The organism is Sphingomonas sp. 22R3R2A-7 (assembly GCF_036856055.1).
In the GTDB taxonomy this organism is placed as follows: Bacteria; Pseudomonadota; Alphaproteobacteria; order Sphingomonadales; family Sphingomonadaceae; genus Sphingomonas.
In genome coordinates this window covers 182,451-205,297 of sequence record NZ_JASPFR010000001.1, presented here as the reverse complement: position 1 = coordinate 205,297, position 22,847 = coordinate 182,451, and the positions used below count along the sequence as shown (strand labels likewise).

The following is a 22,847-nucleotide window of genomic DNA, read 5'->3' as shown; positions in this document are numbered from 1 at the left end:
CTGTCGCCCGATCTCGAGGGCGAGGCGCTGTCGGTCAGCGTTCCGGGATCTCGTCGGCGGCGATCGCACCGACATCGGGCTTCCGCTCGCGCAACAGGCGCTGCTGAAAGCCCTGCGCGCGACCGGCAAGCCCGTCGTCCTCGTGCTGACCAGCGGCAGCGCGGTGGCGGTCGATCCGTCGCTCGCCGATGCGATCCTGACCGCCTGGTATCCGGGCCAGGCTGGCGGCACCGCGATCGCCGAAACGCTCGCGGGGCTCAACAACCCCTCGGGTCGCCTCCCGGTCACCGTCTACAAGTCCGCCAGCGACCTGCCCGCGTTCATCGACTATACGATGAAGGAGCGCACCTATCGCTATTTCACTGGCAAGCCGCTCTGGGGCTTCGGCCACGGGCTGAGCTATACCAGCTTCGGCTATGCCGCGGCAAAGACCGGCCTCACCGTCGCCGCGGGCCAGCCGCTCACGCTCGCGGCAAAGGTCTCGAACACCGGCGCGCGCGCGGGCGAGGAGGTGGTTCAGGCCTATCTCGTCCCGACCGCGACCACCGGGGGCGGTCCGACCACCGCGGTGCTCCAGCGCCAGCTCGTCGGCTTCGACCGCGTCGCGCTCAAGCCCGGCCAGTCGCGCACCGTCTCGTTCGCGCTCGATCCCCGCTCGATGAGCAGCGTCGCGCGCGACGGCACCCGGACGATCCAGCCCGGCGCGTACCGCCTCTATGTCGGCGGCGGCCAGCCCGGCGACGGCGAGGGACAATGGACCGACCTGACGATCACCGGTGCAGCGGTGGGGTTGCCCAAATGATCGATCGCCGTTCGTTGCTCGCCGGCGGGCTCGCGCTCGTCGGCACCCCCGCCTTCGCCGCCCGCCCGAACCTGCCCTCCAAGCGCCCCGCCGTCGCCGACCGTCTGTTCAAGAGCCGGGCGGTGGAACGCGAGATCGCCCGCGTGTCGGCCAGGATCGGCGACCCGAAACTGCGCTGGATGTTCGGCAACTGCTATCCCAACACGCTCGACACGACCGTGCGGATGAGCACCATTGGCGGTGCGCCCGATGCGTTCGTCATCACTGGGGACATTCCCTGCCTGTGGCTGCGCGACAGCTCGGCGCAGGTCCGTCCCTATCTCCATCTCGTCCGTCAGGACCCGGCGCTACGCACGCTGTTCCGCGGCCTGATCGCGCGTCAGTCACGCTCGATCCTGATCGATCCCTACGCCAACGCGTTCCTCGAGGACCCGGCCGGCAAAACCTATCTCAGCTGGGCATTGCACGACCAGACCGAGATGAAACCCGGTGTCGCCGAGCGCAAATGGGAGATCGATTCACTCTGCTACCCGATGCGTCTCGCTTATGGCTATTGGCAGGCGACGCGCGACGCGATCCCGTTCGACGCGACCTGGGCCGAGGCCGCGCGCGCCAGCCTGCGCACCTATCGCGAGCAGCAGCGCAAGCAGGGCCGCGGCCCCTATAGCTTTCTGCGCGCTTCGAACCGCAATACCGAGACGATGGCGCTTGAAGGCTGGGGCAATCCCGCCAAGCCGAACGGCCTGATCCAGTGCGGTTTTCGTCCGTCCGATGATGCCTGTGTCTATCCCTATTTAATCCCCGCCAATTATTTCGCGGTGACGACGCTGCGCGAACTGGCCGTCGTCGCGAAGGAAGCGCGCAACGACACCGCGCTCGCCGCCGATGCCACCGCGCTCGCGACCGAGGTCGAGACCGCGCTCAACGCGCATGGCAAGATGCGGCTGCGCGACGGGCGCGAGGTGTGGGCCTATGAGGTCGACGGGTTCGGCAACGCGGTCTTCATGGACGACGCCAACGTGCCTTCGCTGTCCGCGCTCGCCTATATGGGCTGCGTTTCCGCCACCGACCCGCTGTGGCGCCGCACCGCCGACGCGGCATGGAGCGACGCCAATCCCTATTTCTTCAAGGGCACCAAGGCGGAGGGGATTGGCGGCCCGCATGTCGGGCTCGGCCAGATCTGGCCGATGTCGCTGATCATCCGCGCGCTTGCCGGCGCCGACGACGCGACCGTCCGTGCCTGCCTCAGGATGCTGCGCGACACCGATGCGGATACCGGCTTCATGCACGAGGCGTTCGACATGGATGATCCGAGCAAGTTCACGCGCAGCTGGTTCGCCTGGACGAACGGTCTGTTCGGGGAACTGCTCGTCCATCTCGCCGATACCCGCCCCGCACTGCTGGCGGCGCCGTTATGAGGCTCACGCGACGCGCGTTGCTCGGCTCGACCGGCGCGCTGGCGCTGACCGGCGCGATGCCAGCCTTTGCGAAGCGAACGAGTGCCGTGCCCGATCTGTGGATCGGCACGGGTGGCGACGGCCATACCTATCCGGGCGCGACCGTGCCGTTCGGCATGGTCCAGGTCAGCCCCGACACCGATACCGAGAACTGGGCGAACTGCTCGGGCTATCATCACGGCGATCCGTCGATCATGGGGTTCTCGCACACGCACCTGTCGGGCACCGGCATCGCCGACATGATGGACGTGCTGGTCGTTCCCGCGCGCGGGCCGGTGAAGCTGTTCCCCGGCGCGCCCGATCGCCCCGGCGAAGGCTATCGCCAGACCTATGCCCAGGAGACTGCCGAGCCCGGCTATTACGCCTGCACGCTCGGCAATGGCGTCCGCTCGGAGCTGACTGCCGAGCCACGCGTCGGCTGGCAACGTCACCGGTTTCCCGCGGGTCCCGGCCACCTCCTGATCGACCTCGGCAATTACCGCGACAGCCGTCCGGGCGAAGGCCCGTTGATCGACGACAGCCGGATCGAGATCGAGACCGACGGCGTCCTGATCGGCAGCCGCCGCACGTTCCGCTGGGCCAAGGGGCGCCGCATCCATTTCGCGATGCACGTCTCGCGCAAACCCGACCGGATCACGCTCCATGCCGGCGAGCAGGTCGTCGGGGGGCAATCGCCACGGCCGACCGCGTTCGCGCAGTGCTGCATTACGACGATGCGGGCGCAGCACCGATCATCGTACGGACGGCGGTGTCCGCGGTCGACATGGCTGGCGCACGGACCAATCTCGCGGCGTCGATCAGCCGCGAATTCGATGCGGCACGACGCCAGGCGGTGCGCGACTGGGCCGATGCGCTTAAGACCGTGAAAGTCGCTGGCGGCAGCGACGACGAACGCGTCATCATGGCGAGCGCGGTCTATCACGCGATGCTCGCGCCGACGCTCTTCTCCGACGCCGACGACCGCTATGTCGGGCTCGACCGGCAGATCCACAGCGTCCCCAAGGGCGAACAGGCGTACAGTACCTATTCGACCTGGGACACGTATCGCACGCTTCATCCACTGCTCACGCTGATCGCGCCCGATCGCGCGCGCTCGCTCGTCCGCGACCTCGTCCGCCAGACGCAGCAAAGCCCCTATGGCCCGCCCTGCTGGCCGCTTCAGGGGTGGAGACGGGCACGATGATCGGCTGGCATTCGGTCGCGATCATGGCGGAGGCCGCGGCGAAGGGGATCGACGCGGACTATGCCGCCGCCTGGCCTGCGATCCGCACGCGCGCCTTTGATCCCAAGGCGCCCGACCTCGTCAACAGCCGCGCGCGCGGCACCTATATCGCGCGTGGCTATCTGCCCGCAGACCAGGTCGACGAGTCGGTCAGCCGGACTCAGGAATATGCCTATGACGACTGGGCAATGGCGGCGCTCGCCGCAAAGGCCGGCGCCACCGAAGACGCCGCCCGCCTGCGCGAACGCAGCCGCAGCTATCGCAACGTCCTCGACCCGACGATCGGGCTTGCGCGGCCCAAGCTCGCCGACGGCAGCTGGCTGACCCCCTACGACCCGATCCAGCTCGGCCACACCAAGCGCTACCACGACTTCACCGAAGCCAATGGCTGGCAGACGACCTTCCTCAACCAGCATGACCTCTACGGACAGATCGCGCATTTCGGCGGCGAGACGAAGTTTGCCGCGCGGCTCGACGCGCTGTTCGCCGCGCCCTCGACGCTACCCAGGGATGCGCCGCCCGATATCTCCGGGCTGATCGGCCAATATGCGCACGGCAACGAACCCGATCAGCACGTGCCGTATCTCTACGCTTATGTCGGCCAGCCCTGGAAGACACAGGCGCTGGTGCGCAGGATCCTGACGACGATGTACAAGCGCGCGCCCGACGGGATCATCGGCAACGACGATTGCGGGCAGATGAGCGCGTGGTTCGTGATGTCCGCGCTCGGCCTCTACCCGGTCGATCCGGTCGCCGCGATCTATGTGTTCGGCTCGCCGCTCTTCACGCGGGCCGAGTTGCTGGTCGGGCCCAAGCGCAAGGTCGTGATCGAGGCGCCGGGCAACCGCGCCGACACGCCCTATGTCACCGCGGTCACCTGGAACGGCAAACCCTGGACGAAAAGCTGGATCGCGCATCCCGACCTCGCCGCAGGTGGCACGCTGCGCTTCACCATGTCCACCACCCCCGATCGCGCGTTCGGCGCAAAGCCTGCCGACCGCCCCCTCGTTCGGCCGCCCCGCCGCCTGAGTCCCCCCGGAGACGATGATGACCGAAGTTTCCCGCCGCCGCCTGCTCGCCTCGAGCGTCGCTGCAACCGCGACCGCAGCGACCGCTCCCGCGCTGGGCGCGACACGCCAGCCTGCCCCACGACCATGGGGCGCGACGCCGTCGAAGCGGCAGCTCGCCTGGCATGCGCGCGAGCAATATGCATTCGTCCATTTCTCGATCAACACCTTTACCGATCGCGAATGGGGCTATGGCGACGAGGATCCTAAGCTCTTCGACCCGACCGATTTCGACCCCGATCAGATCGTCGCGGCGGCAAAGGCTGGCGGGATGCGCGGCATCATCCTGACCGCCAAGCATCATGACGGCTTCTGCCTGTGGCCGACGATGCTGACCGAGCATTGCATCCGCAACAGCCCGTACAAGGCCGGCAAGGGCGACGTGGTCGGCGAGATGGAGCGTGCGACGCGCCGCGCCGGGCTCGACTTCGGGCTCTACCTCTCGCCCTGGGATCGCAACCACCCCGAATATGGCCGCCCGGCCTATGTCGACTATTTCCGCAAGCAGGTCGTCGAGCTCTGCACGCGCTATGGCACGCTGTTCGAATTCTGGTTCGATGGCGCGAATGGCGGCGACGGCTATTATGGCGGCGCGCGCGACACGCGGAAGATCGACGCGCCGAAATATTACGATTGGCCGTCGATCGTCGCGCTGGTGCACCAGCATCAGCCGATGGCCTGCACCTTCGATCCGCTTGGCGCGGACGTCCGATGGGTCGGCAACGAGGACGGCGTCGCGGGTGATCCCTGCTGGCCGACAATGCCGAACCATCCCTATGTTCAGAGCGAGGGCAATTCGGGCGTGCGCGGCGCGCCGCTCTGGTGGCCGGCCGAGACCGACGTCTCGATCCGCCCCGGCTGGTTCTACCACGCGGATGAGGATTCGAAGGTCAAGTCGCCCGAGCGCCTCGTGAAGCTCCACGACGAGTCGGTCGGTCGCGGCACCAACCTCAACCTCAACCTGCCACCCGACCGTCGCGGCAAACTCGCCGATATCGACGTCGCCGTCTTGAAGTCATTCGGCACCGCGCAGGCAGCCACCTTCGCGCGCGACCTTGCCCGGGGCGCCGTCGCCTCCGCCAGCCATGCGCGCGGCCCGAGTTTCGCGCCGGCCAAGGTCCTCGACGGCGCGGCCGATAGCTATTGGTCGACCCCGGACGGGGTCACCACCCCCAGCCTCGTCCTCGACCTGCCGCCCGGACGCGCATTCGATCTCATCCGCCTGCGCGAATATCTGCCGCTCGGCGTGCGCGTGACGCGGTTTGCTGTCGACGCAGAGGTGGGTGGCCAGTGGCGCGAACTTGCGCAGCATCAGGGCATCGGCGCGCAGCGGATCATCCGTCTCGCCGAGCCCGTCACCGCGCGCCGTCTGCGGCTACGTATCCTCGAGGCGCCCGCCTGCCCCGCCATTCGCGAGGTCGCGCTGTTTCGTCAGGTTGCGCCCGTACCCGTCGCCCCCGTCGTCGAAAGCGATGCAAGCATCGTTCCGACCGCCGGCTGGTCGATCGCCGCCGCCTCCGCACCCGGCGCGGAAGCGCTGCTCGACACCGACGCCGCAACCCGCTGGGCGGTGCCCGCACCGCGGCCCGGCATGCCCGCCCTCGTCACGATCGATCTCGGCGCGACCGAAACGCTTGCCGGATTCAGCCTGACGCCGTCACGCGCAGTCATGGCGGATACCGCGCCCCCCAAGGCCTACCGGGTCGAGATCAGCACCGACGGCAAGAGCTGGCGCGAGGCGAGCAAGGGCGAGCTGCCCAACATCGCCTATGCGCTCGCGACACAGCGCATCGCCTTCGAAGCGCCGGTCGCGACGCGTTTCCTGCGGTTCAGCTTTGCCGAGACCGCGATCCCTGCGCGCCGTCTCGCGATCGCCGGGATCGGTGCGTTCCGGCCACGCATCGTGCAGGCGCGCTGACGCCAGGATGAGGCCTGTCCCACGCCTGCAATAATCCGGAGGCATATCATCCACCAGGCGCGGGGACTCGATGGCTCCATACCCCGCGCCGGGGACAGGTCATGACAGCGATCGACGCCGGTGCATCATCGATATCCCTCCGCGCTGCCCCCGCGGTGGCCGCGATACGCTCCGCGTGGCTTGCCCCGGGCTTCTATCTCGCGCTGCTGTTCGGCGCGCTGATGCTGCTCGCGATCGGGTTCATCCTGCTGTGGCGTCTGGTCAGCACCATCCGCCGCGCCAAAGCCCGGAGCACGCGACGATCGAGGCCGCCTAGCGCCGTCAATATGCATCACGCCTAATCTGAAGCAGGCTAATTCCGTCGCACACGATGGACCCGGGCATGCGTATCGCTCGTTAACTGCGCGACTATCGTCCTCGACAGCAAGGATCCGCAATGAGCGACATCGAACAGCGTAACCCCGGCAACGGTGGTGAAACGCACCAGCAGGCGGGCGGCGACGTACCCGTTTTGACCACCAATCACGGCGTCCCCGTATCCGACAACCAGAACAGCCTGAAGTCCGGCGCGCGCGGCCCGACGCTGCTCGAGGATTTCGTGCTGCGCGAGAAGATCTTCCACTTCGACCACGAGCGGATCCCCGAGCGGATCGTCCATGCGCGCGGATCGGGTGCGCACGGCTATTTCGAGGCGACCGACGACATCTCTGACCTGACCAAGGCGGCAGTGTTCAAGAAGGGCACGAAGACCGAGCTCTTCACGCGTTTCTCGACGGTCGCCGGCGGCGCCGGTTCGGTCGACACCCCGCGCGACGTGCGCGGCTTCGCGGTCAAGTTCTACACGACCGAGGGCAACTGGGATCTCGTCGGCAACAACATTCCGGTGTTCTTCATTCAGGACGCGATCAAGTTCCCCGACCTGATCCATTCGGTCAAGATGGAGGCCGATCGCGCCTATCCGCAGGCGGGTTCGGCGCATGACACCTTCTGGGACTGGGCGTCGCTGACGCCTGAATCGACGCACATGCAGATGTGGGCGATGTCGGACCGCACCCTGCCGCGTTCGCTGCGGATGATGGAAGGCTTTGGCGTCCACACGTTCCAGCTCGTGACCGAAGAAGGCAAGTCGAGCTTCGTCAAGTTCCACTGGAAGCCCAAGCTCGGTCTCCAGTCGACGATCTGGGACGAGACGCTCAAGCTTCAGGCTGCGGACAACGACTATCACCGTCGCGATCTGTGGGAAGCGATCGACACCGGCGACTTCCCGGAGTGGGAGCTCGGCATCCAGGTGTTCGACAAGGCGTTCGCCGAGGCGCAGCCCTATGACGTGCTCGACTCGACCAAGCTGATCCCCGAGGAGGACGTTCCTGTCCGGATCATCGGCCGGATGGTGCTCGACCGCAACGTCGACAACTTCTTCGCCGAGACGGAGCAGGTCGCTTTCCTGCCGACCAACATCGTTCCCGGGATCGATTTCTCGAACGATCCGCTGCTTCAGGGCCGCCTGTTCAGCTATCTCGACACACAGAAGTCGCGTCTCGGCACAACCAACTTCCACCAGATTCCGGTCAACGCACCGCGCAGTCCCGCAGGCAATTTCCAGCGTGATGGCATGATGCAGACCAAGGTGCCAAAGGGTCGTGCCAATTACGAGCCGAACAGCCTGTCGGTTGTCGGCGAAGACGGTGGCCCGCGCGAGTCGCCAAAGGGGTTCGTGACCACGACGAACCCGACCGGTGCGGACGAGCAGGGCGAAAAGCTGCGGATGCGCGCCGAACTGTTCGGTGATCATTACAGCCAGGCGCGGCTGTTCTGGGTATCCGCGACGGATAACGAGAAGGCGCATATCGCGTCGGCCTTCACCTTCGAGCTGTCGAAGGTCGGCCTCGCGCATGTCCAGGAGCGCACCGTCGCCAACCTGCGCAACGTCAACGAGGAGTTGGCGAGCCGCGTGGCGGATGGTCTCGGTATCGACCTGCCCGCAGCGAACCCCGCCTTTCGCGAGCCGGTCGACATGGCGCCAAGCCCGGCGCTGTCGATCCAGCAGAACATGAAGGATACGCTCGAGGGTCGTCAGGTCGGCATCCTGATCGCCGACGGTTCGGACGGTGGCGAGATCGACGCGGTTGTTGCGGCCGTCGAGGGTGCTGGTGGCAAGCCGGTCCTCGTCGCGCCGAAGGTCGGCGGTGCCAAGCTTGCCGACGGCAGCATGAAGAAGGCGCAGGGCCAGCTCGCGGGCAGCCCGTCGCAGATCTTCGATGCGGTCGCGGTCATCCTTTCGGCCGAGGGCTGCAAGACGCTGCTCAAGGAAGGCGCCGCGGTACAGTGGGTCATGGATGCCTTTGGTCACCTCAAGGCGATCGGTGCCAATGCCGCAGCGAAGCCGCTGCTCGACAAGGCCGGCGTCGAACCCGACGCGGGCGTCGTCGATCTGGATGCCATCGCGACGGCAGGCACGAAGCGCTATTGGGATCGCGAGCCCGGCGTTCGCACGCTCGCCTGATCCGGAGAGGCACCAGCGCGGCTGGTGCCCGACCGGCGACGTTCGACCGCCCTCGCTATTCAGCGCAGGGCGGTCGTTCTGCGTTTGACGGCCATCGCAGCGCGTCGTTCCGGTGAGGCAGCTTGGGCCTGGCGTCACTCAGGCGTAGCAGCAAAGGACAGCGGTTCGCTCCGCCCCTTACGTCCGCACGACCTCGACGATTTCAAACTGGTGCGACACCCACCCTCGCTGGCTCGCCGCATCGGCCGCCGCGGTCCGCTTTCGCTTTGCCTCGGCGAGTGTCTTGGTATGGCCCCAGAAGACCTCGGTTCGGCCGTTCGCCAGCACGGCGACGATCCGCCAATAGTGCGTGAACGGCGTGGCCGTGGGGCCGATCGTCTTCACATAGCCGTCGGGAAGCGTGGCCGTCAGATAGTGCTTCTTGGCCACGCCCCCTCCTCGTCTCAGCCGCGGTCCGTCGACGGCGCCTCTTCGGTTCGTGCGATCGCCATATACGCCGCAACGACAAACACCAGCGCACCGACGATGTTGCCAACGCTGACGATGGCCAGGTTGCGCAATGCCCCGCCAAGGGCGATCGACGGGTCGGGCATCATCAGCCCCAGCGTCAGTGCGGTCATGTTCGCGACCGAATGCTCGAAACCGGGCGCGACGAACGCCAGCAGGATCCAGGCCATGCCGATGCACTTCGCGGCATCCCCCTTCATCCGCGCCGACGTCCAGATCGCCAGACACACGAGCCAGTTGCAGAGCACGGCACGCGCAAACAGCGCGCCCGCGTCGGCGTCGACCTTGTGCGCGACGAACGCGCTGAACATCGTGTCGGCGTGATCGAACACGGGCCCGTCCCCGCAGGCGACGAAGATCGCCGCGAGCACGATGCCGCCGACGAGATTGCCGATCCACACCACGACCACGAGCGTGATCGCCTCGCCTGCGGTGATCGTCCGGCGCGCAAGCCCGAACCCGAGATACATGACATAACCCGTGAAGAGTTCGGCGCCGGCGAAAACCGTCAGCACGAGCCCGACGCCGAACGTCGCACCCATCACGAGCGGTCTGATCCCTGCATCGAGCCCCGCGGCGGCGCTCAGTGCAAGGATCATCGCGATACCGATATACGTTCCCGCCAGCATCGCCCCGACGAAGAACCCGCCTGGCGATCGACGCAATGCCGCCATCTTGGCGGCAGCGGTTTCGGCATAGGTTTCAATCAGCGGCGTATAGCCCGCACTCATGCCGGTACGCGTTCCTGCTGCCCCACCACGCCTTCCCGGACGATGCCGCGCTCGACGCCCATGTCTGCTTCAGCCGGCCGGACCACCACCGGCACCGATTTGTAGGACGGCGTGAAGCTCTGCGGATCGTGATCCTCGAGCGCGATCAGCGGCTGCGTCTCGGGGTAATAGGACGCGATACACCCGTCGGGCAGTGCATAGCGGACCAGCGTCAGCTTCTGAACGACGCGGTCCGGCGCCGCAAATTGCAGCGCAGTCGCGACGTCCACCACGTCGCCCTCGGCATAGCCCAGTCGGGCCATGTCGCGCTCGTTCATGAACAACACGTCGCGACGGCCGAACACGCCGCGATAGCGATCGTCCAGACTATAGATCGTCGTGTTGTACTGGTCGTGCGCACGGAGCGTGGTCAGGCGCAGGACGTTCGGCTCGTTCGCCGTCTCGTCCTTCTGGACTCCTCGGCGACGATGAAGTTCGCCTTTCCGCTCTCCGTCTTCCATATCCGCAGCGCAGCGAAGTTGGGAAGATGGAACCCGCCCGGCTGGCGAATGCGCTCGTTATAGTTGGCAAAATCGGGGAACACCGCCTCGATCTTGTCGCGGATCAGATCGTAATTCGCGGCGTAGCCGTCCCAGTCGATCCCGCCCTTGCCCTTCAGCGTCGCCTTGGCGATCTCGGCGACGATCCAGATCTCCGACTTCACATTCTCGCCCGGCGGCATCAGGAAGCCGCGCGACGCGTGCACCATCGACATCGAATCCTCGACGGTGACCGACTGCGGCCCGCTCGCCTGCGTGTCGAGTTCGGTGCGCCCGAGGCATGGCAGGATATACGTGTCCTTCGCCATCAACAGCATCGTCCGGTTCAGCTTGGTCGTGATGTGCGCGGCGAGATCCAGGTTGCGAAAGCCTTCCGCGCAGGCCTGCGGATCGGACGAGGCGATCGCGAGGTTGCCGCCGAGGCAGACGATCGCCTTGGCCTTGCCGTCGCGCATCGCGGCGATGCTTTCGACCACCGAATGACCATGCGCGCGGGGTGGTTCGAAATCGAACACGTCGCGCATCCGGTCCAGCAACAGCGGCATCGGCCGCTCGGTGATGCCGACCGTACGGTCGCCCTGAACGTTGCTGTGGCCCCGCAGCGGGCAGATCCCCGCGCCCGGCCGGCCCATATTGCCGCGCAGCAGCAGCAGGTTGGCGAGCTGCTGTACGTTGCTGGTACCCGTGCGATGCTGCGTGATTCCCATGCCGTAGCACGCGATCGTCGCCTTCGAGGTCGCGTAGATCCGCGCAACGTCTTCAAGATCGGCACGTGACAGACCGCTCGCCTGTTCGATGTCCCTCCAGTCGGCCGCCGCCAGATCGGCGATGTACGCATCGAGCCCCGCGGTATGTTCGGCGATGAACGCATGGTCGAGCGCCGGCTCGCCGCCCGAACTGCGCGCCGCGTCGTCGAGCGCGACAAGTGCCTTGGCAATGCCCTTCAGCGCCGCGGCATCGCCGCCGACCTTGACCTGGAGATAGCTGCTGGCGATCTGGGTCGAGGTGCCGGTCGCCATCTCGACCACCGACTGTGGCGACTCGAACCGCTCGAGCGAGCGTTCCTTCAACGGATTGAAGACGATGATCTTGCCGCCGCGGCGCGATACCTCGCGCAGCGTCGCCATCATCCGCGGATGGTTCGTCCCCGGGTTATGACCGATCGAGAGGATCAGATCGGCATGATCGAAATCCTCGAGGCTGACGGTCCCCTTGCCGATCCCGATCGACTTCGGAAGACCGACCGACGTCGCCTCGTGACACATGTTCGAACAGTCGGGAAAGTTGTTCGTCCCGTACAGCCGCACGAACAGCTGGTACAGGAACGCCGCCTCGTTCGAGCAGCGACCCGAGGTGTAGAATTCCGCCTGGTTCGGATCGGGCACCGCGGCGAGGCCCGCGCCGATGCCGGCAATCGCCTCATCCCACGTCACGACCTCATAATGGTCGGTCGCCGCATTGTAGCGCAACGGTTCGGTGACGCGTCCCTGCGACTCGATCCAGTGATCGCTCTGTTTCCAGATGTCCGAAACGCTGTGCTCGGCAAAGAAATCCGCACCGATCAGTTTCGCCGTGGATTCCCACGCGACGGCCTTCGCACCGTTTTCGCAAAACTCGAACGACGACGTGTGCTTCGGGTCGGGCCATGCACAACTCGGGCAGTCGAACCCGTCGGGCTGGTTCGATTTCAGCAGCGTCTGGCCGCCACGGACGACGATCTGCTGCGCCTTCAGCGACGCCGCGACCGCACGCAGGGCTCCCCAACCGCCGGCGGCGCCCTTGTAATCCTCGATCCCGTCAGGGCGTTTGTTACGCATACCAGTCTCCAACTCTCTTTGCGCGACGCGAATATCGCCGTTCATACGCATTGAACCATTGGTGATGCTATTAGCTGCCTAGGCTATGGTCGCCAAAGCGGGATTATCGCGTCCGGTGATCGCCTTACTAGGTCAGGGAAGATAGGCCGACACCATCGATCGGACATCCACACGCGCCTTCAGCCGCGCGGCGAGCAGCGCGGTACCGCTGATCTTGCGCTGGACCAGAAGCATGTCCGCAGAGGGAATATGCCAGCTTGCCCGGTCGCGCGCGACGGTCGTGCCTTCGTCCCGCAACACGTATACAAACCCGCGATCACCGAAGTCGAACGCACCGGTCCGGTTCATCTCCTGAAGGATCACGTCGATCATCCGGTCGATCGCCGGTCGATGCGCAGTGACCGCATTCTCGCCCAAGAACCCGGCCGCGACAGCCGCGTCGCGCACCGCATCGCGGTCACCGGCCAGCCCGGCGGCCAGGAGGCGCCGATACCCGTCGGCGACAACGGCGGGCACCGTGCGCGCCGCGCCGAAATCGAGCAGCACGATCCGTCCCGTCTCGGGCTGCCAGCGATAATTCGCGAAATTGGGATCGGTCTGCATCAACCGCCAGTCGAGCAGTTCGCGCAAGGTCAGCGCAATCAGCCGCGCCACCGTCCGGTCGCGGACATCCTGCGGCTCGCTATCAAGCGTCTCGATCGGCACGCACTCGATATAGTCCATCGCGAGAACGCGCGATGTCGACAGGGCCGGCTCGAGCTTGGGCACGATCAGCGTGGGATCGTCGCCCACCAGCCCGCGATAGCGTTCGAGCATGGCGCCTTCGCGCTCGTAATCCGCCTCGTCGTGCAGCTGCCGCTTCGCGTCAGCAAGCAGTGCGGAGATATCGAGGCCCTTGGGCAGCAGGCCCGAAACCCGCAACAATGTCGCGACATTGTCGACATCGGCGTCGATGCTCTCCTTTACCCCCGGATACTGGACCTTGATCGCCAGCACCCGCCCATCGGGCAGTTTGGCGCGGTGAACCTGACCGATCGACGCCGCGGCGATCGGGTGTGCCTGGAAGTGCGCGAAGCGCCGCCGCCAGTCGCGCCCCCATTCGGCGGCGAGGACGCGGTCGAGCTGCGGCGGCGGCATATGGTGCGCATTGTCGCGCAGCCGCGCCAAGATCGCAGCCAGTTCGGGCGGGAGCATGTCGCCCGCGTCCATCGACACCATCTGCCCCAATTTCATCGCCGCGCCACGCAGATGCGCCAGCTGGTCAGCGACGCGCACCGCATTGGCGGGGGTCATCAGCAGATCCGCCATGCGCGGCCGCTTCCCGCTCGCCAACCGGCGCGCGCCCTCGCTGACGACACCGCCCGCGACGCCGCCTGCCATCCGCCCGAATACACCGAGCCGCGACAGGCGCCCCTTGGGGACGGATCGCCCTGAACCGGCGCGCGCCGGGTCGCGCGCGCCATCGAAATCGTCGTTGCTCATAGTCTCCTTGATCGGGATGGCCCCGAATAACGTGTCGACGATCGGATCAGGCGGGCTGTTCGTTGCCGCCGGTCGACCCGAAGATCTGGCCGGTCGAATAGCTCAACGACGGATCGGCCGCCGCTACATACAGCCCGGCAATCTCGGCGGGCTGACCGGGGCGCCCGAGCGGCGAGGTTTCGCCAAAGGTGCGCTGTTTTTCCGGCGTCGCGCCGCCGCTGACCTGCAACGGGGTCCAGAACGGCCCCGGAGCGACAGCATTGACCCGAATGCCCCGCTCGGCGAGCTGCTTGGCCATGCCCTTGGTGAAATTCAGCACGGCGGCCCGCGTCATTGCATAATCGATGATGTCCTTTGACGGTGAACCGGCCTGCTCCGACGAGGTGTTCACGATCACCGCGCCCGCGGTCATGCGCTCGAGCGCCGCCTTGGTCAGCCAGAATGGCGCATAGACGTTGGTCTTCATCGTATCGTCGAAGTCCTGGCTGGTGATGTCCGCAATGCCGGGCCTCGTCTGCTGCCGCGCCGCGTTGTTCACGAGGATGTCGAGCCCGCCGAGTTGATCCGCCGCCTGTTGCACCAGCCGGCGACAGAATTTCTCGTCCCGCAGGTCGCCGGGGATCGCGACCGCCTTGCGCCCCGCCGCGCGGATCAACGCGACGACTTCGCGCGCGTCGGGCTCCTCGGCAGGCAGATAGTTGATCGCGACGTCGGCGCCCTCGCGCGCATAGGCGATCGCCGCAGCGCGGCCGATACCGCTATCGCCGCCGGTTATCAGCGCCTTCTTGCCAGTCAGCCGCCCCGACCCCTTGTAGCTCGTCTCGCCATGATCGGGCCGCGGCGACATCTTCGATGCGAGCCCCGGCCAGGGCTGACGCTGCACCGCGAACGGCGGTTTCGGGTAGGCGGCAGCAGCTGGCGCGGTCGCGGCCTGTACGCCGCCGCCCGCCTGTGCGGACGCGGAGTTCGCGCCGGCTGCGGCTGCGCCCGCGACGAGCGCTGCGCCCGTCACGAATGTACGGCGATTGGTATCGGTCATGAGGAGCTCCCGCTGGTCTGTCATGGACACCAAAGGCCGGTCGCTGCTTACGTTCCCGATTCTGCGCGCTAATTCGAGAATGTGCGCAAAGGATAACGCGCATCATCCCGCCGCGGCCGGCCCGCGCGCGAGCAATACTGGTACGAATTCGGGGATTGTCCGATGATAGCGCTATCGATACGTTCGCCCCCATAACAAAAATGGGAGAGCGCGATGAGAATTGTACACGGCATCCGTCGGAAGATCGCCTGGCGCCTGACGATGACCGCGCTCGTCCCCCTGCTTGCTGCAGCACCGGCGCTGGCGCAGTCCGCGACGTCGGTCTCAGCCGACGCGATGACCCCGTTGCCCGTCCCCGATCAGCCGACCGCGATCATCCTGGATACCGGCAAGCTCGCTGGCACGAACGCCCCCGAGGCCTGGCATAGCCAATATGGCAGCGTCTTCGCGCGCAACGTCACCGTCGCCACGCTGACGCCGTTCCTGCCCGACCCTGCAAAGGCGACGGGTACCGCCGTCATCGTGGCACCCGGCGGGGGTTCCGGACGCTGTCGATGGAGAACGAAGGCTGGGATGTCGCGAAAGCACTGGCGGCGCGCGGCGTTGCCGCGTTCGTCCTCAAATACCGGCTCAACCCGACACCCGTCGATATGCCCGGATTCGAGCAATCGATGCGCGCGATGTTCGCCCCCGGCGCACGCCCCCCGCGACCCGACCCTGCCACCATGATGGCGGGTCTGAAACCGCAGATCGCGGATGCCCGCGCCGCGTTCAGCCTGGTCCGCAAGCGTGCCGGGGAATGGCACGTCGATCCGGCGCGAGTCGGCATGGTCGGATTCTCGGCGGGCGCGATGCTGACGATGGCGACCACGCTGGTCGGCGAGGATGCGAAGCCCGCGTTTATCGGCAACGTCTACGGCCCGCTCTCCGCCATGCCGGTGCCCGGCGATGCACCGCCGATGTTCGTGGCACTCGCGGCGGACGATCCGTTTTTCGGCAACGCCGGCTTTGGGTTGATCGATGCCTGGCATGCAGCGAAGCGCCCCGTCGAGTTTCATTTGTACGAACAGGGGGGACACGGATTTGGCATGTATCCGAAATCCACCACGAGCACCGGATGGTTCGACGCGTTCACCCGCTGGATGACGATGCATGGATGGATGAAGCCCGTGTCGTAGGGCGCGGCCGACGCCGCGGTTCATCCGATCCAGGAAGCGATTCCCGCGCAGGTGCGAAAGTCGTCGACCGCGCGGACATCGACCATCGGATAGGTCGCGCGCACCATGTCGGCCAGCGCGGTGCCGGGCCCGAGTTCGAGCATCCGGTCGACGCCGCGCTCGATCAGCGCTTCGAGCGTCGCCGCCCAGTCGATCGTCGTGTCGATCTGCGCTGCAAGCCCCTCGATGCCTTGCCGTCCCCGCACGATGGTCGGGCCCGTCGTGCTGAGCAGCGTCCGTCCCGGGGCCGGTCTTGCCATATCCGCGGTCAGCAGCGCGTCGCGAAACGTCGGGACCGCCGCCGACAGGCGTCGCGTGTGTGATGCGACATGAACCGCAATCGGCCGCGCGCTGGTCGCGCCTGACGCGAGCGCGGCCTCGCAGCAGCGCACGACGTCGTCGCGGATGCCGCCAATGACGAACATCTCGCCGGGATTGACGATCGCGATCGCGCAGCCGAATTGCGCGGTTATTCGCGTGACGGCATCGATCGGCAGTCCGCGGACGAACCCGAGTCCGTCATCGGGACCGCCCGCGGCGTCCATGATCTCGGCCCGCAGCGCCGTCAGCCGCAATGTCTGTTCGGGCGACCAGAGCCCCGCGACGCCCCAGGCCGTCATTTCGCCGACGCTGTACCCACTCACGATCAGCGACGCGCTGGATGCGAGGCAGACAGCGGCTGCCAGACCGCGCGCGACGCACAGGATCTGGCTCGTCCGGTTGGCATGCCACGCCGCATCATCGCTCGTGCGCAATACCGACCGGACATCCTCCCCGAGCAAGCGACTGGCCTCGGCGAGGATCGCCCCCGCGGCGGGCGCATCGGCGAACAGATCGAACATCGCCGGATCCTGCCGCCCCTGCCCCGAACACAGCAGCGCGAGCGTCACGTCAGACGCTCGACGAACATCGCCATCGCGAGAAGATCGGCGCAGCCGCCCGGGCTGAGTCGACGCGCGGTGAAGCGCTCGTGGAGCGCTACCGCGCGGTCATGCCACCCTATGGTCGCAATGCTCCCGCCCTCGAGAAATGCCCGTGCCTCGGCCTGCGCGTACGCCAGCCCCTCGGCGCCGCCGCGATAGAGGAGATTGGTGTCCGCGACGTCCGCTATGAGCACCATCAACGCGTGAACCTGCGCCGCATGCGGCCAGGTCTGCGCGTGCAGGCGCGCCAGGCTCCGTCCCTGGACGAGCGCGGGTATCGCCAGATGATAAAGCGATGGGAAGCCGGCCGCGGCTTCCGCGCGCGCGCCGCCGGTCGAATGGCGGCGGGCGACCTCGCTGCCGTGGCTGTGTGGCTGCGTCGGGCCGCGCCCGATCGCGGCACCCCACCGGTTCCTGACGATCGCGCCAAGCGACGCCGCCACGTGATACCGCGCTCGAAATCCTGCCGCCGCGCACAGCAACCCCATCCCGAAGATGGCACCCCGGTGCGTATTCACGCCGCGCGTCGCAACCATCATCGCCGCCTCCGCCTCGATGCCGATCGCGCGAAGGCGGCTCATGTCCGCACCGTCTGCGCCCGCACCCGCCAAGGTCGCGAAATAGGGCTCGAGGGCGTCCGCGCTCCGGTTCATCAACGGCGCGTCCATATCGTCATGCGCGCCGGTATCGACGGGACTGACAAGGCCGGGCTTCGGATAGGTCGCCACCTCTGTCTTGAGACTTAGGGTTGCGAGCGAGGCCAGCAATTCGGCATCGCCTGACGCCGCGAGACGTCGCAACGCCGTCATGCAAACACCGCGTCACGGCGTACCAGCCGATTGCCATCGGCCGTCTTGGCCAGCAGGTCGGCGGCGTCGCCGCGCCATTCCTGCCACTGGATCGCCAGTCCGGCAGGCGCGACCATTTCGCCGTCGATCCGCATCGGCGCCGCAGCGGCGATCGCGGCCAACGCGGGTAACAGCCGCTCGACATCGCCTGCACAGTGCACGCGCCACAGCAGATCGAGGTCCGAAGTGGCAGTCAGGTAGGACAGCCCGGTCAGATATGCCCAAGCGAGGCCGCCGAAACACCGCGTCGCAGGATCGAGCGCAACGACCGCGTCGATAGCGTCCTGCCAGCCATCGGGTGCTGCGATACGCGCATCGGCGAGCAAAGGTGGCGGCTCGATCGACAGCAAGGCGTCCGACGGGACAATGAACGAAAGCCGCTGCTTGCCGTGTGACGGCGGCAGCGGGAGGCCAAGCGGCACATGGTCGCGCACATCCTCGAACAGCGGCCGCCGGACGATCAGCGGGCGCCCTGCACTCACCCACTCGACCACCATCGGCATCCGACGCGCCTCGGCGTGCCCCGCCAGGACTTCTGGCCAGCGTTCCGGGTCGAGCCGGACGATGTGGTGCCGGTCGAACCGCATTACCCCTGCGCCGCCGCGACGACAGCAGACGCGATGCGGGCGGACACTGGCCGCCCGCATCGCGCGGCACCACGCGCGCCGCGTTCGTCCTCCTTGGCGGGCGGATGATCAAGTATCATCGCCAACTGGTCCGCAAGACCGTTGGCCGGGTCCCAGGTCTCCGCAATGCCGCCGACCTTGACGATATTGTCGAGCCCCGGCGCAAAGACCGGCGTCGCCGCGGCCTTTGCCTCGAGCACATCGAGCGGCAGCTTCGTCACGCGCGCCATCGAGGCGAGGTCCATGACTTCCGGATGCGCGCCGGGCAGCGCGACCAGCGTGCCGCACGCCAGCGCAGTCGCGATGAACGCGCCCGCCGCACTGCCGCCATAGAGCAGCCCGATCGTGCGATGCCCCTGCGCCTCCGCCAGCAGCAACGACTTGGCGAGGTGCGCGAGATATTCGCTCAGACCGAGCAGTTCGTCGCGCCGGCTCATCCGCTGGCTGGCGCTGTCGACGAGGAACAGGATCGGCGCGGCGTCGTCGGTCGACGCGATGTCCAGCACCGCGGCGGACAGCCGGATCGCCTGGTCGATCCCGATCGGTGCGCGGCCGGTCGCGCCGACGACATGGACGATGCCGTCGCCGAACTTTGCGCGGCCGAACAGAAGATCGCCTTCGGTCGCGACGTCATGCCCTGCGGGAAAGAGCGTATCGAGGATCTCAGCGGGCGTCATCGGCGCTCTCCCGGTATTGGGCGGCTAGGGTCGCGAACGTGTCTGCGGGCATGTCGGGGATCACGTTCGGATCGTCGACGCCGAGCGCGTGCCAGATGTCGGTCGCATCGCCCAGATCGCCGAACCGTTCGATCCGGCGTTCGAGCCGCGCCTGTTCCGCTGCCAGCGCGGCGGCGTCGAGCTTCGCCGGTCGCGCGAGCGCCGCCGTCGCCGCAGCGCGGAACGCAGCCGCGTCGTCGTCGACGAACACGTCCGCGCCGCCGATCAGCGTGCGGTGCTTGCCGCCCATCGTCCGCCACACCAGCGCGCGGTCGCGCGAGTCGAATTCCTCGACGCCCTTGTTGGTCTCGATCACCTCGGGCCCGGTCACGCTGATCCGGCCCTGCTCGGACACGATCAGCGTCGAGCAACAGCCGGCGATCAGCCCGCCGCCGCCATAGCAGCCCGCGCGCCCGCCGATCAGCCCGACGACGCGAACGCCGTCCAGCCGCGCCTCGACGATAGCGCGCATGATCTCCGCGATCGCGATCTCGCCGGCGTTGGCCTCCTGCAAGCGCACGCCGCCGGTGTCGAACGCGATGACCACGTCGCGTGCCAGTGCCTTGGCGGCGCGGAGCAGCCCGGTGAGCTTGGCACCGTGCACCTCGCCGAACGCGCCGCCCATGAAGCGGCCCTCCTGCGCGGCGACGAGCACGGGCGTGCGGTCGATCGACCCGCTGCCGACGACGATGCCGTCATCGAACTGCGCGGGCAAATCGAAGATGCCCAGATGCGGGCTGGTCTCGCGGCACTCGGGCCCGACGAATTCGGCGAAGCTGCGCGGATCGACCAAAGCGGCGATCCGCTCGCGCGCGCCGGCTTCGTACCAGCTTTGACGCAGGTTGCTCATGCCTCGGACTCCTCGATCAGCCGAACGGCCTGCGCCAGCCGAAACGACACGGTGTCCGGCCGCGCGCCGCCGTCGTTGATCGCGATCCGCAAGCCCCCCGCCGCGCGCCGGCCGACGAAATCGGCGACCACCGCGTCCCACAGATCACGGAAGCCGTGCGCCGCGGTGCTGATCTCGATCGTGCACCGATCGGCGGCGTCGCCGCGTTCGACCAGCACCTCGAGATTGCCCGACGCGACCACGCCGACCAGCGCCATCGCGCGCGTGCCGGTCGCCGGTACCGGGGCCGCGATATCGAAATGGAGAATTTCCATGCGTCGTCTCCTACCAGTTCCGGAACCGGCTCGGCGGCCGGTAGAGCCCACCCGAGGCGAGCATGAGGTCCTTGATCGATCGGGCGGCGAGCATGTTCCGGTTCGCATCGAGTGTATCGATGCCGAGATCCTCGGGCCGCTGGATGATCTTCCGCTCGCGCAGCCGCTCGACCATCGCCCTGTCACGGCCACGGCCGATCTCGGTAAAGCCAGCCACGCCGCGGATCGCCTGTTCGCGCTCGTCCGCATCGCGGCACAGCAGTAGGTTGGCGATGCCCTCTTCGGTCACGATGTGCGTCGTGTCGTCGGCATAGACCATGATCGGCGCGAGATCGAGATCGAGCTTTTCCGCGAGTTCGAGCGCGCCGAGCTTTTCGACGAACAGTGGCGCATTGCCCTCGCCGAACGTCTCGCCGATCTGCACCACGAGCTTGCGTCCGCGCCGCAGCGGCGCCGCGGTGTCCGGATCGGCTTCCGCGCCGGCCTGCAACCACGGGGCGCTCGGATGCCGCCGACCACGCGCGTCCGACCCCATGTTGGGCGCGCCGCCAAAGCCCGCGATCCGGTTCGCGGTGATCGTCGAGCTGTGCCCGGCAAGGTCGATCTGCAACGTCGAGCCGATGAACATGTCGCAGGCATACAGCCCCGCGGTCTGGCTGAACGCGCGGTTCGAGCGCAGCGAGCCGTCGGGCCCAGTAAAGAAGATGTCCGGCCGCGCGGCGAGATAATCCTCCATGCCGACTTCCGACCCGAAGCAGTGCACCTGCTCGACCCACCCCGCCTCGATCGCGGGGATCAGCGTCGGGTGCGGGTTGAGCGCCCAGTGCGTGCAGATCTTGCCCTTCAGCCCGAGCTTCTCGCCATAGGTCGGCAGCAGCAGCTCGATCGCCGCGGTGTTGAAGCCGATGCCGTGGTTCAACCGGCGCACGCCGTACGGCTGATACAGCCCCTTGATCGCCATCATCGCGGTCAGGATTTGCGTCTCGGTCATCGCCGCGGGATCGCGCGTGAACAGCGGCTCGACATAGAAGGGACGCCCTGCGTCGAGCACGAAATGCACCTGGTCGCCGGGGATGTCGACGCGCGGCAGCGTATCGACGATTTCGCCGACCTGCGCGATGACGAGGCCGCTGCCGAAGCTCGTCGCCTCGACCACGGTCGGCGTGTCCTCGGTATTGGGGCCGGTGTAGAGATTACCGTGACGATCCGCGCTGACCGCGGCGATCAGCGCGACCTGCGGCGTCAGATCGACGAAATAACGCGCGAACAGTTCGAGATAGGTGTGGATCGCGCCAAGCTCGATCTTGCCGCCGAACAGCATCTTGGCAATCCGCGCCGATTGCGGGCCCGAGTAGGAAAAGTCGAGCCGCTTCGCGATGCCGCTGTCGAATATGTCGAGATGCTCGGGCAGCACGACGCCCGATTGCACCATGTGCAGATCGTGGACCCGCGCCGGGTCCATCGCGGCGAGCCCCTTGGCCAGGACGTCCGCCTGTTTCTGGTTGTCGCCCTCGAGACAGACCCGGTCGCCCGGTCTCAGCACCGCCTCGAGAAAGTCGACGAGCGTTTCGGGATCGACCAGCTTGCCGGTGGCGAAGCCCCGGCCCGCCGCGATCCGCTCCTCGCGCATCTGCTTGCGCGTATTCCATTGCCGCACCGCATCGTCTCCTGACGCTTATTCCACTGCTCTTGTATTCCCTATTGCTCGAAACGCAACCCTGTGCATACTTAAAGAGGTATAAGACGCTAGATCGAATACATTGAGAGGATATGCCATGAGCGAGTCCCTACAAGTTGCCGCCCCATATGCGGGACGCGGCGCATGATTGCCGGAGTCGCGCTGCTCGCGATCTGTACATTGATAGGGCAATTGCTCGGCGAAGGCCTTGGCGTGCTGCTCGGCGTGAAGGCCAATGTCGGCGGGGTCGGCATCGCGATGATCCTGCTGATCGCCGCACGGATGTGGCTGAAGACGCGCGGCCGCTACAACGAAGGCGTGTCGCGCGGGATCGGCTTCTGGGGCGCGCTCTATATCCCGATCGTCGTCGCGATGGCGGCGCAGCAGGACGTCGTCGCCGCGGTCGAGGGCGGTCCGATCGTCCTGATCGCGGGCATCGGCGCGCTGCTGCTGTGTTTCAGCGCGGTCGCGATCATCAGCCGGCTGTCGGGCACGCCCGAGACGATGGACGAGATCGAGGCGCGCGAGAAGCGTGAAGCCGAGATGGCGATCGCCGCCGGATCCCCCGCCCCGATCACCCCGCGCTAAGGA

18 protein-coding genes and 3 pseudogenes are annotated in these 22,847 nt (G+C 67.0%); 9 read left to right on the top strand and 12 right to left on the bottom strand.

Annotated elements, in window-relative coordinates:
* The first annotated feature begins 10 nt into the window (after positions 1–10).
* The 7 genes and pseudogenes from QP165_RS00985 (at position 11) to QP165_RS00950 (ending at position 8,969) form a co-directional block, all read left to right on the top strand.
* Positions 11–802 (top strand): glycoside hydrolase family 3 C-terminal domain-containing protein, encoded by a 792-nt coding sequence (locus tag QP165_RS00985; RefSeq protein ID WP_333996895.1) that lies wholly within the window; start codon positions 11–13, stop codon positions 800–802.
* Positions 799–2,220 carry a glycoside hydrolase family 125 protein gene (locus QP165_RS00980; protein ID WP_333996894.1) on the top strand — a complete coding sequence of 474 codons (1,422 nt, stop codon included), beginning with the start codon at positions 799–801 and terminating at the stop codon, positions 2,218–2,220. Before QP165_RS00985 ends, QP165_RS00980 begins: the two co-directional genes overlap by 4 nt.
* Positions 2,217–3,125: a hypothetical protein gene (locus tag QP165_RS00975; RefSeq protein ID WP_333993205.1), complete on the top strand. Its 909-nt coding sequence runs from the start codon at positions 2,217–2,219 to the stop codon at positions 3,123–3,125. Before QP165_RS00980 ends, QP165_RS00975 begins: the two co-directional genes overlap by 4 nt.
* A pseudogene (locus QP165_RS00965) lies at positions 3,023–4,392 on the top strand (GH92 family glycosyl hydrolase); the annotation flags it as partial. The gene QP165_RS00975 and the pseudogene QP165_RS00965, both read left to right, overlap by 103 nt.
* Positions 4,393–4,528: 136 nt before the next feature.
* A complete protein-coding gene (locus QP165_RS00960) occupies positions 4,529–6,466 on the top strand; it encodes an alpha-L-fucosidase (RefSeq protein ID WP_333993201.1) in 1,938 nt (645 codons plus the stop codon).
* Between the two features lie 101 nt (positions 6,467–6,567).
* The gene (locus QP165_RS00955) at positions 6,568–6,807 is read left to right on the top strand and encodes a hypothetical protein (protein ID WP_333993199.1); all 240 of its coding nucleotides are present in this window, start codon (positions 6,568–6,570) and stop codon (positions 6,805–6,807) included.
* 95 nt (positions 6,808–6,902) lie between these two features.
* Positions 6,903–8,969, top strand: a complete 2,067-nt coding sequence (locus QP165_RS00950; RefSeq protein WP_333993198.1) for a catalase — start codon at positions 6,903–6,905, stop codon at positions 8,967–8,969.
* Between the two features lie 177 nt (positions 8,970–9,146).
* On the opposite strand, the gene QP165_RS00945 is transcribed toward QP165_RS00950, so the two are convergent.
* The 5 genes and pseudogenes from QP165_RS00945 to QP165_RS00925 all read right to left on the bottom strand — a co-directional run bounded on the left by QP165_RS00945 (position 9,147) and on the right by QP165_RS00925 (position 15,084).
* Positions 9,147–9,398 carry a hypothetical protein gene (locus QP165_RS00945; protein WP_056022661.1) on the bottom strand — a complete coding sequence of 84 codons (252 nt, stop codon included), beginning with the start codon at positions 9,396–9,398 and terminating at the stop codon, positions 9,147–9,149.
* Between the two features lie 14 nt (positions 9,399–9,412).
* Positions 9,413–10,207, bottom strand: a complete 795-nt coding sequence (locus tag QP165_RS00940; RefSeq protein WP_333993196.1) for a formate/nitrite transporter family protein — start codon at positions 10,205–10,207, stop codon at positions 9,413–9,415.
* Positions 10,204–12,563, bottom strand: a pseudogene (locus QP165_RS00935) (FdhF/YdeP family oxidoreductase). Before QP165_RS00935 ends, QP165_RS00940 begins: the two are co-directional and overlap by 4 nt.
* Positions 12,564–12,695: 132 nt before the next feature.
* Positions 12,696–14,045: an ABC1 kinase family protein gene (locus tag QP165_RS00930; protein ID WP_333993195.1), complete on the bottom strand. Its 1,350-nt coding sequence runs from the start codon at positions 14,043–14,045 to the stop codon at positions 12,696–12,698.
* Between the two features lie 46 nt (positions 14,046–14,091).
* Positions 14,092–15,084, bottom strand: a complete 993-nt coding sequence (locus QP165_RS00925) for an SDR family oxidoreductase (RefSeq protein ID WP_333993194.1) — start codon at positions 15,082–15,084, stop codon at positions 14,092–14,094.
* 261 nt (positions 15,085–15,345) lie between these two features.
* Between QP165_RS00925 and QP165_RS00920 the strand changes: the two are divergent.
* Positions 15,346–16,262: pseudogene (locus QP165_RS00920) on the top strand (alpha/beta hydrolase).
* Between the two features lie 20 nt (positions 16,263–16,282).
* Here QP165_RS00920 and QP165_RS00915 read toward each other — a convergent pair.
* Genes QP165_RS00915 through mdcA form a run of 7 tightly spaced genes read right to left on the bottom strand, consistent with a single transcriptional unit; the run spans position 16,283 to position 22,235 of the window.
* On the bottom strand, positions 16,283–17,191 hold the full coding sequence (locus tag QP165_RS00915) for an ACP S-malonyltransferase (protein WP_333993193.1): 909 nt from the start codon (positions 17,189–17,191) through the stop codon (positions 16,283–16,285).
* Positions 17,188–18,033 carry a triphosphoribosyl-dephospho-CoA synthase MdcB gene (mdcB, locus tag QP165_RS00910; RefSeq protein WP_333993192.1) on the bottom strand — a complete coding sequence of 282 codons (846 nt, stop codon included), beginning with the start codon at positions 18,031–18,033 and terminating at the stop codon, positions 17,188–17,190. Before mdcB ends, QP165_RS00915 begins: the two co-directional genes overlap by 4 nt.
* Positions 18,030–18,659: a malonate decarboxylase holo-[acyl-carrier-protein] synthase gene (gene mdcG, locus QP165_RS00905; RefSeq protein WP_333993190.1), complete on the bottom strand. Its 630-nt coding sequence runs from the start codon at positions 18,657–18,659 to the stop codon at positions 18,030–18,032. The genes mdcB and mdcG overlap by 4 nt, the downstream gene beginning before the upstream one ends.
* Positions 18,659–19,375: a biotin-independent malonate decarboxylase subunit gamma gene (locus QP165_RS00900; RefSeq protein ID WP_333993188.1), complete on the bottom strand. Its 717-nt coding sequence runs from the start codon at positions 19,373–19,375 to the stop codon at positions 18,659–18,661. The genes mdcG and QP165_RS00900 overlap by 1 nt, the downstream gene beginning before the upstream one ends.
* Positions 19,362–20,264 carry a biotin-independent malonate decarboxylase subunit beta gene (locus QP165_RS00895; protein ID WP_333993187.1) on the bottom strand — a complete coding sequence of 301 codons (903 nt, stop codon included), beginning with the start codon at positions 20,262–20,264 and terminating at the stop codon, positions 19,362–19,364. The genes QP165_RS00900 and QP165_RS00895 overlap by 14 nt, the downstream gene beginning before the upstream one ends.
* Positions 20,261–20,578, bottom strand: coding sequence for a malonate decarboxylase acyl carrier protein (gene mdcC, locus QP165_RS00890; RefSeq protein ID WP_333993186.1), 318 nt, complete (start codon positions 20,576–20,578; stop codon positions 20,261–20,263). Before mdcC ends, QP165_RS00895 begins: the two co-directional genes overlap by 4 nt.
* A gap of 10 nt (positions 20,579–20,588) precedes the next feature.
* Positions 20,589–22,235 (bottom strand): malonate decarboxylase subunit alpha, encoded by a 1,647-nt coding sequence (gene mdcA / locus QP165_RS00885; protein WP_333993184.1) that lies wholly within the window; start codon positions 22,233–22,235, stop codon positions 20,589–20,591.
* Between the two features lie 165 nt (positions 22,236–22,400).
* Here mdcA and madL point away from each other — a divergent pair, with 165 nt between their 5' ends.
* Complete coding sequence (gene madL, locus QP165_RS00880; protein ID WP_333993182.1) at positions 22,401–22,844, top strand: malonate transporter subunit MadL; 444 nt, start codon at positions 22,401–22,403, stop codon at positions 22,842–22,844.
* Positions 22,845–22,847 lie beyond the last annotated feature (3 nt).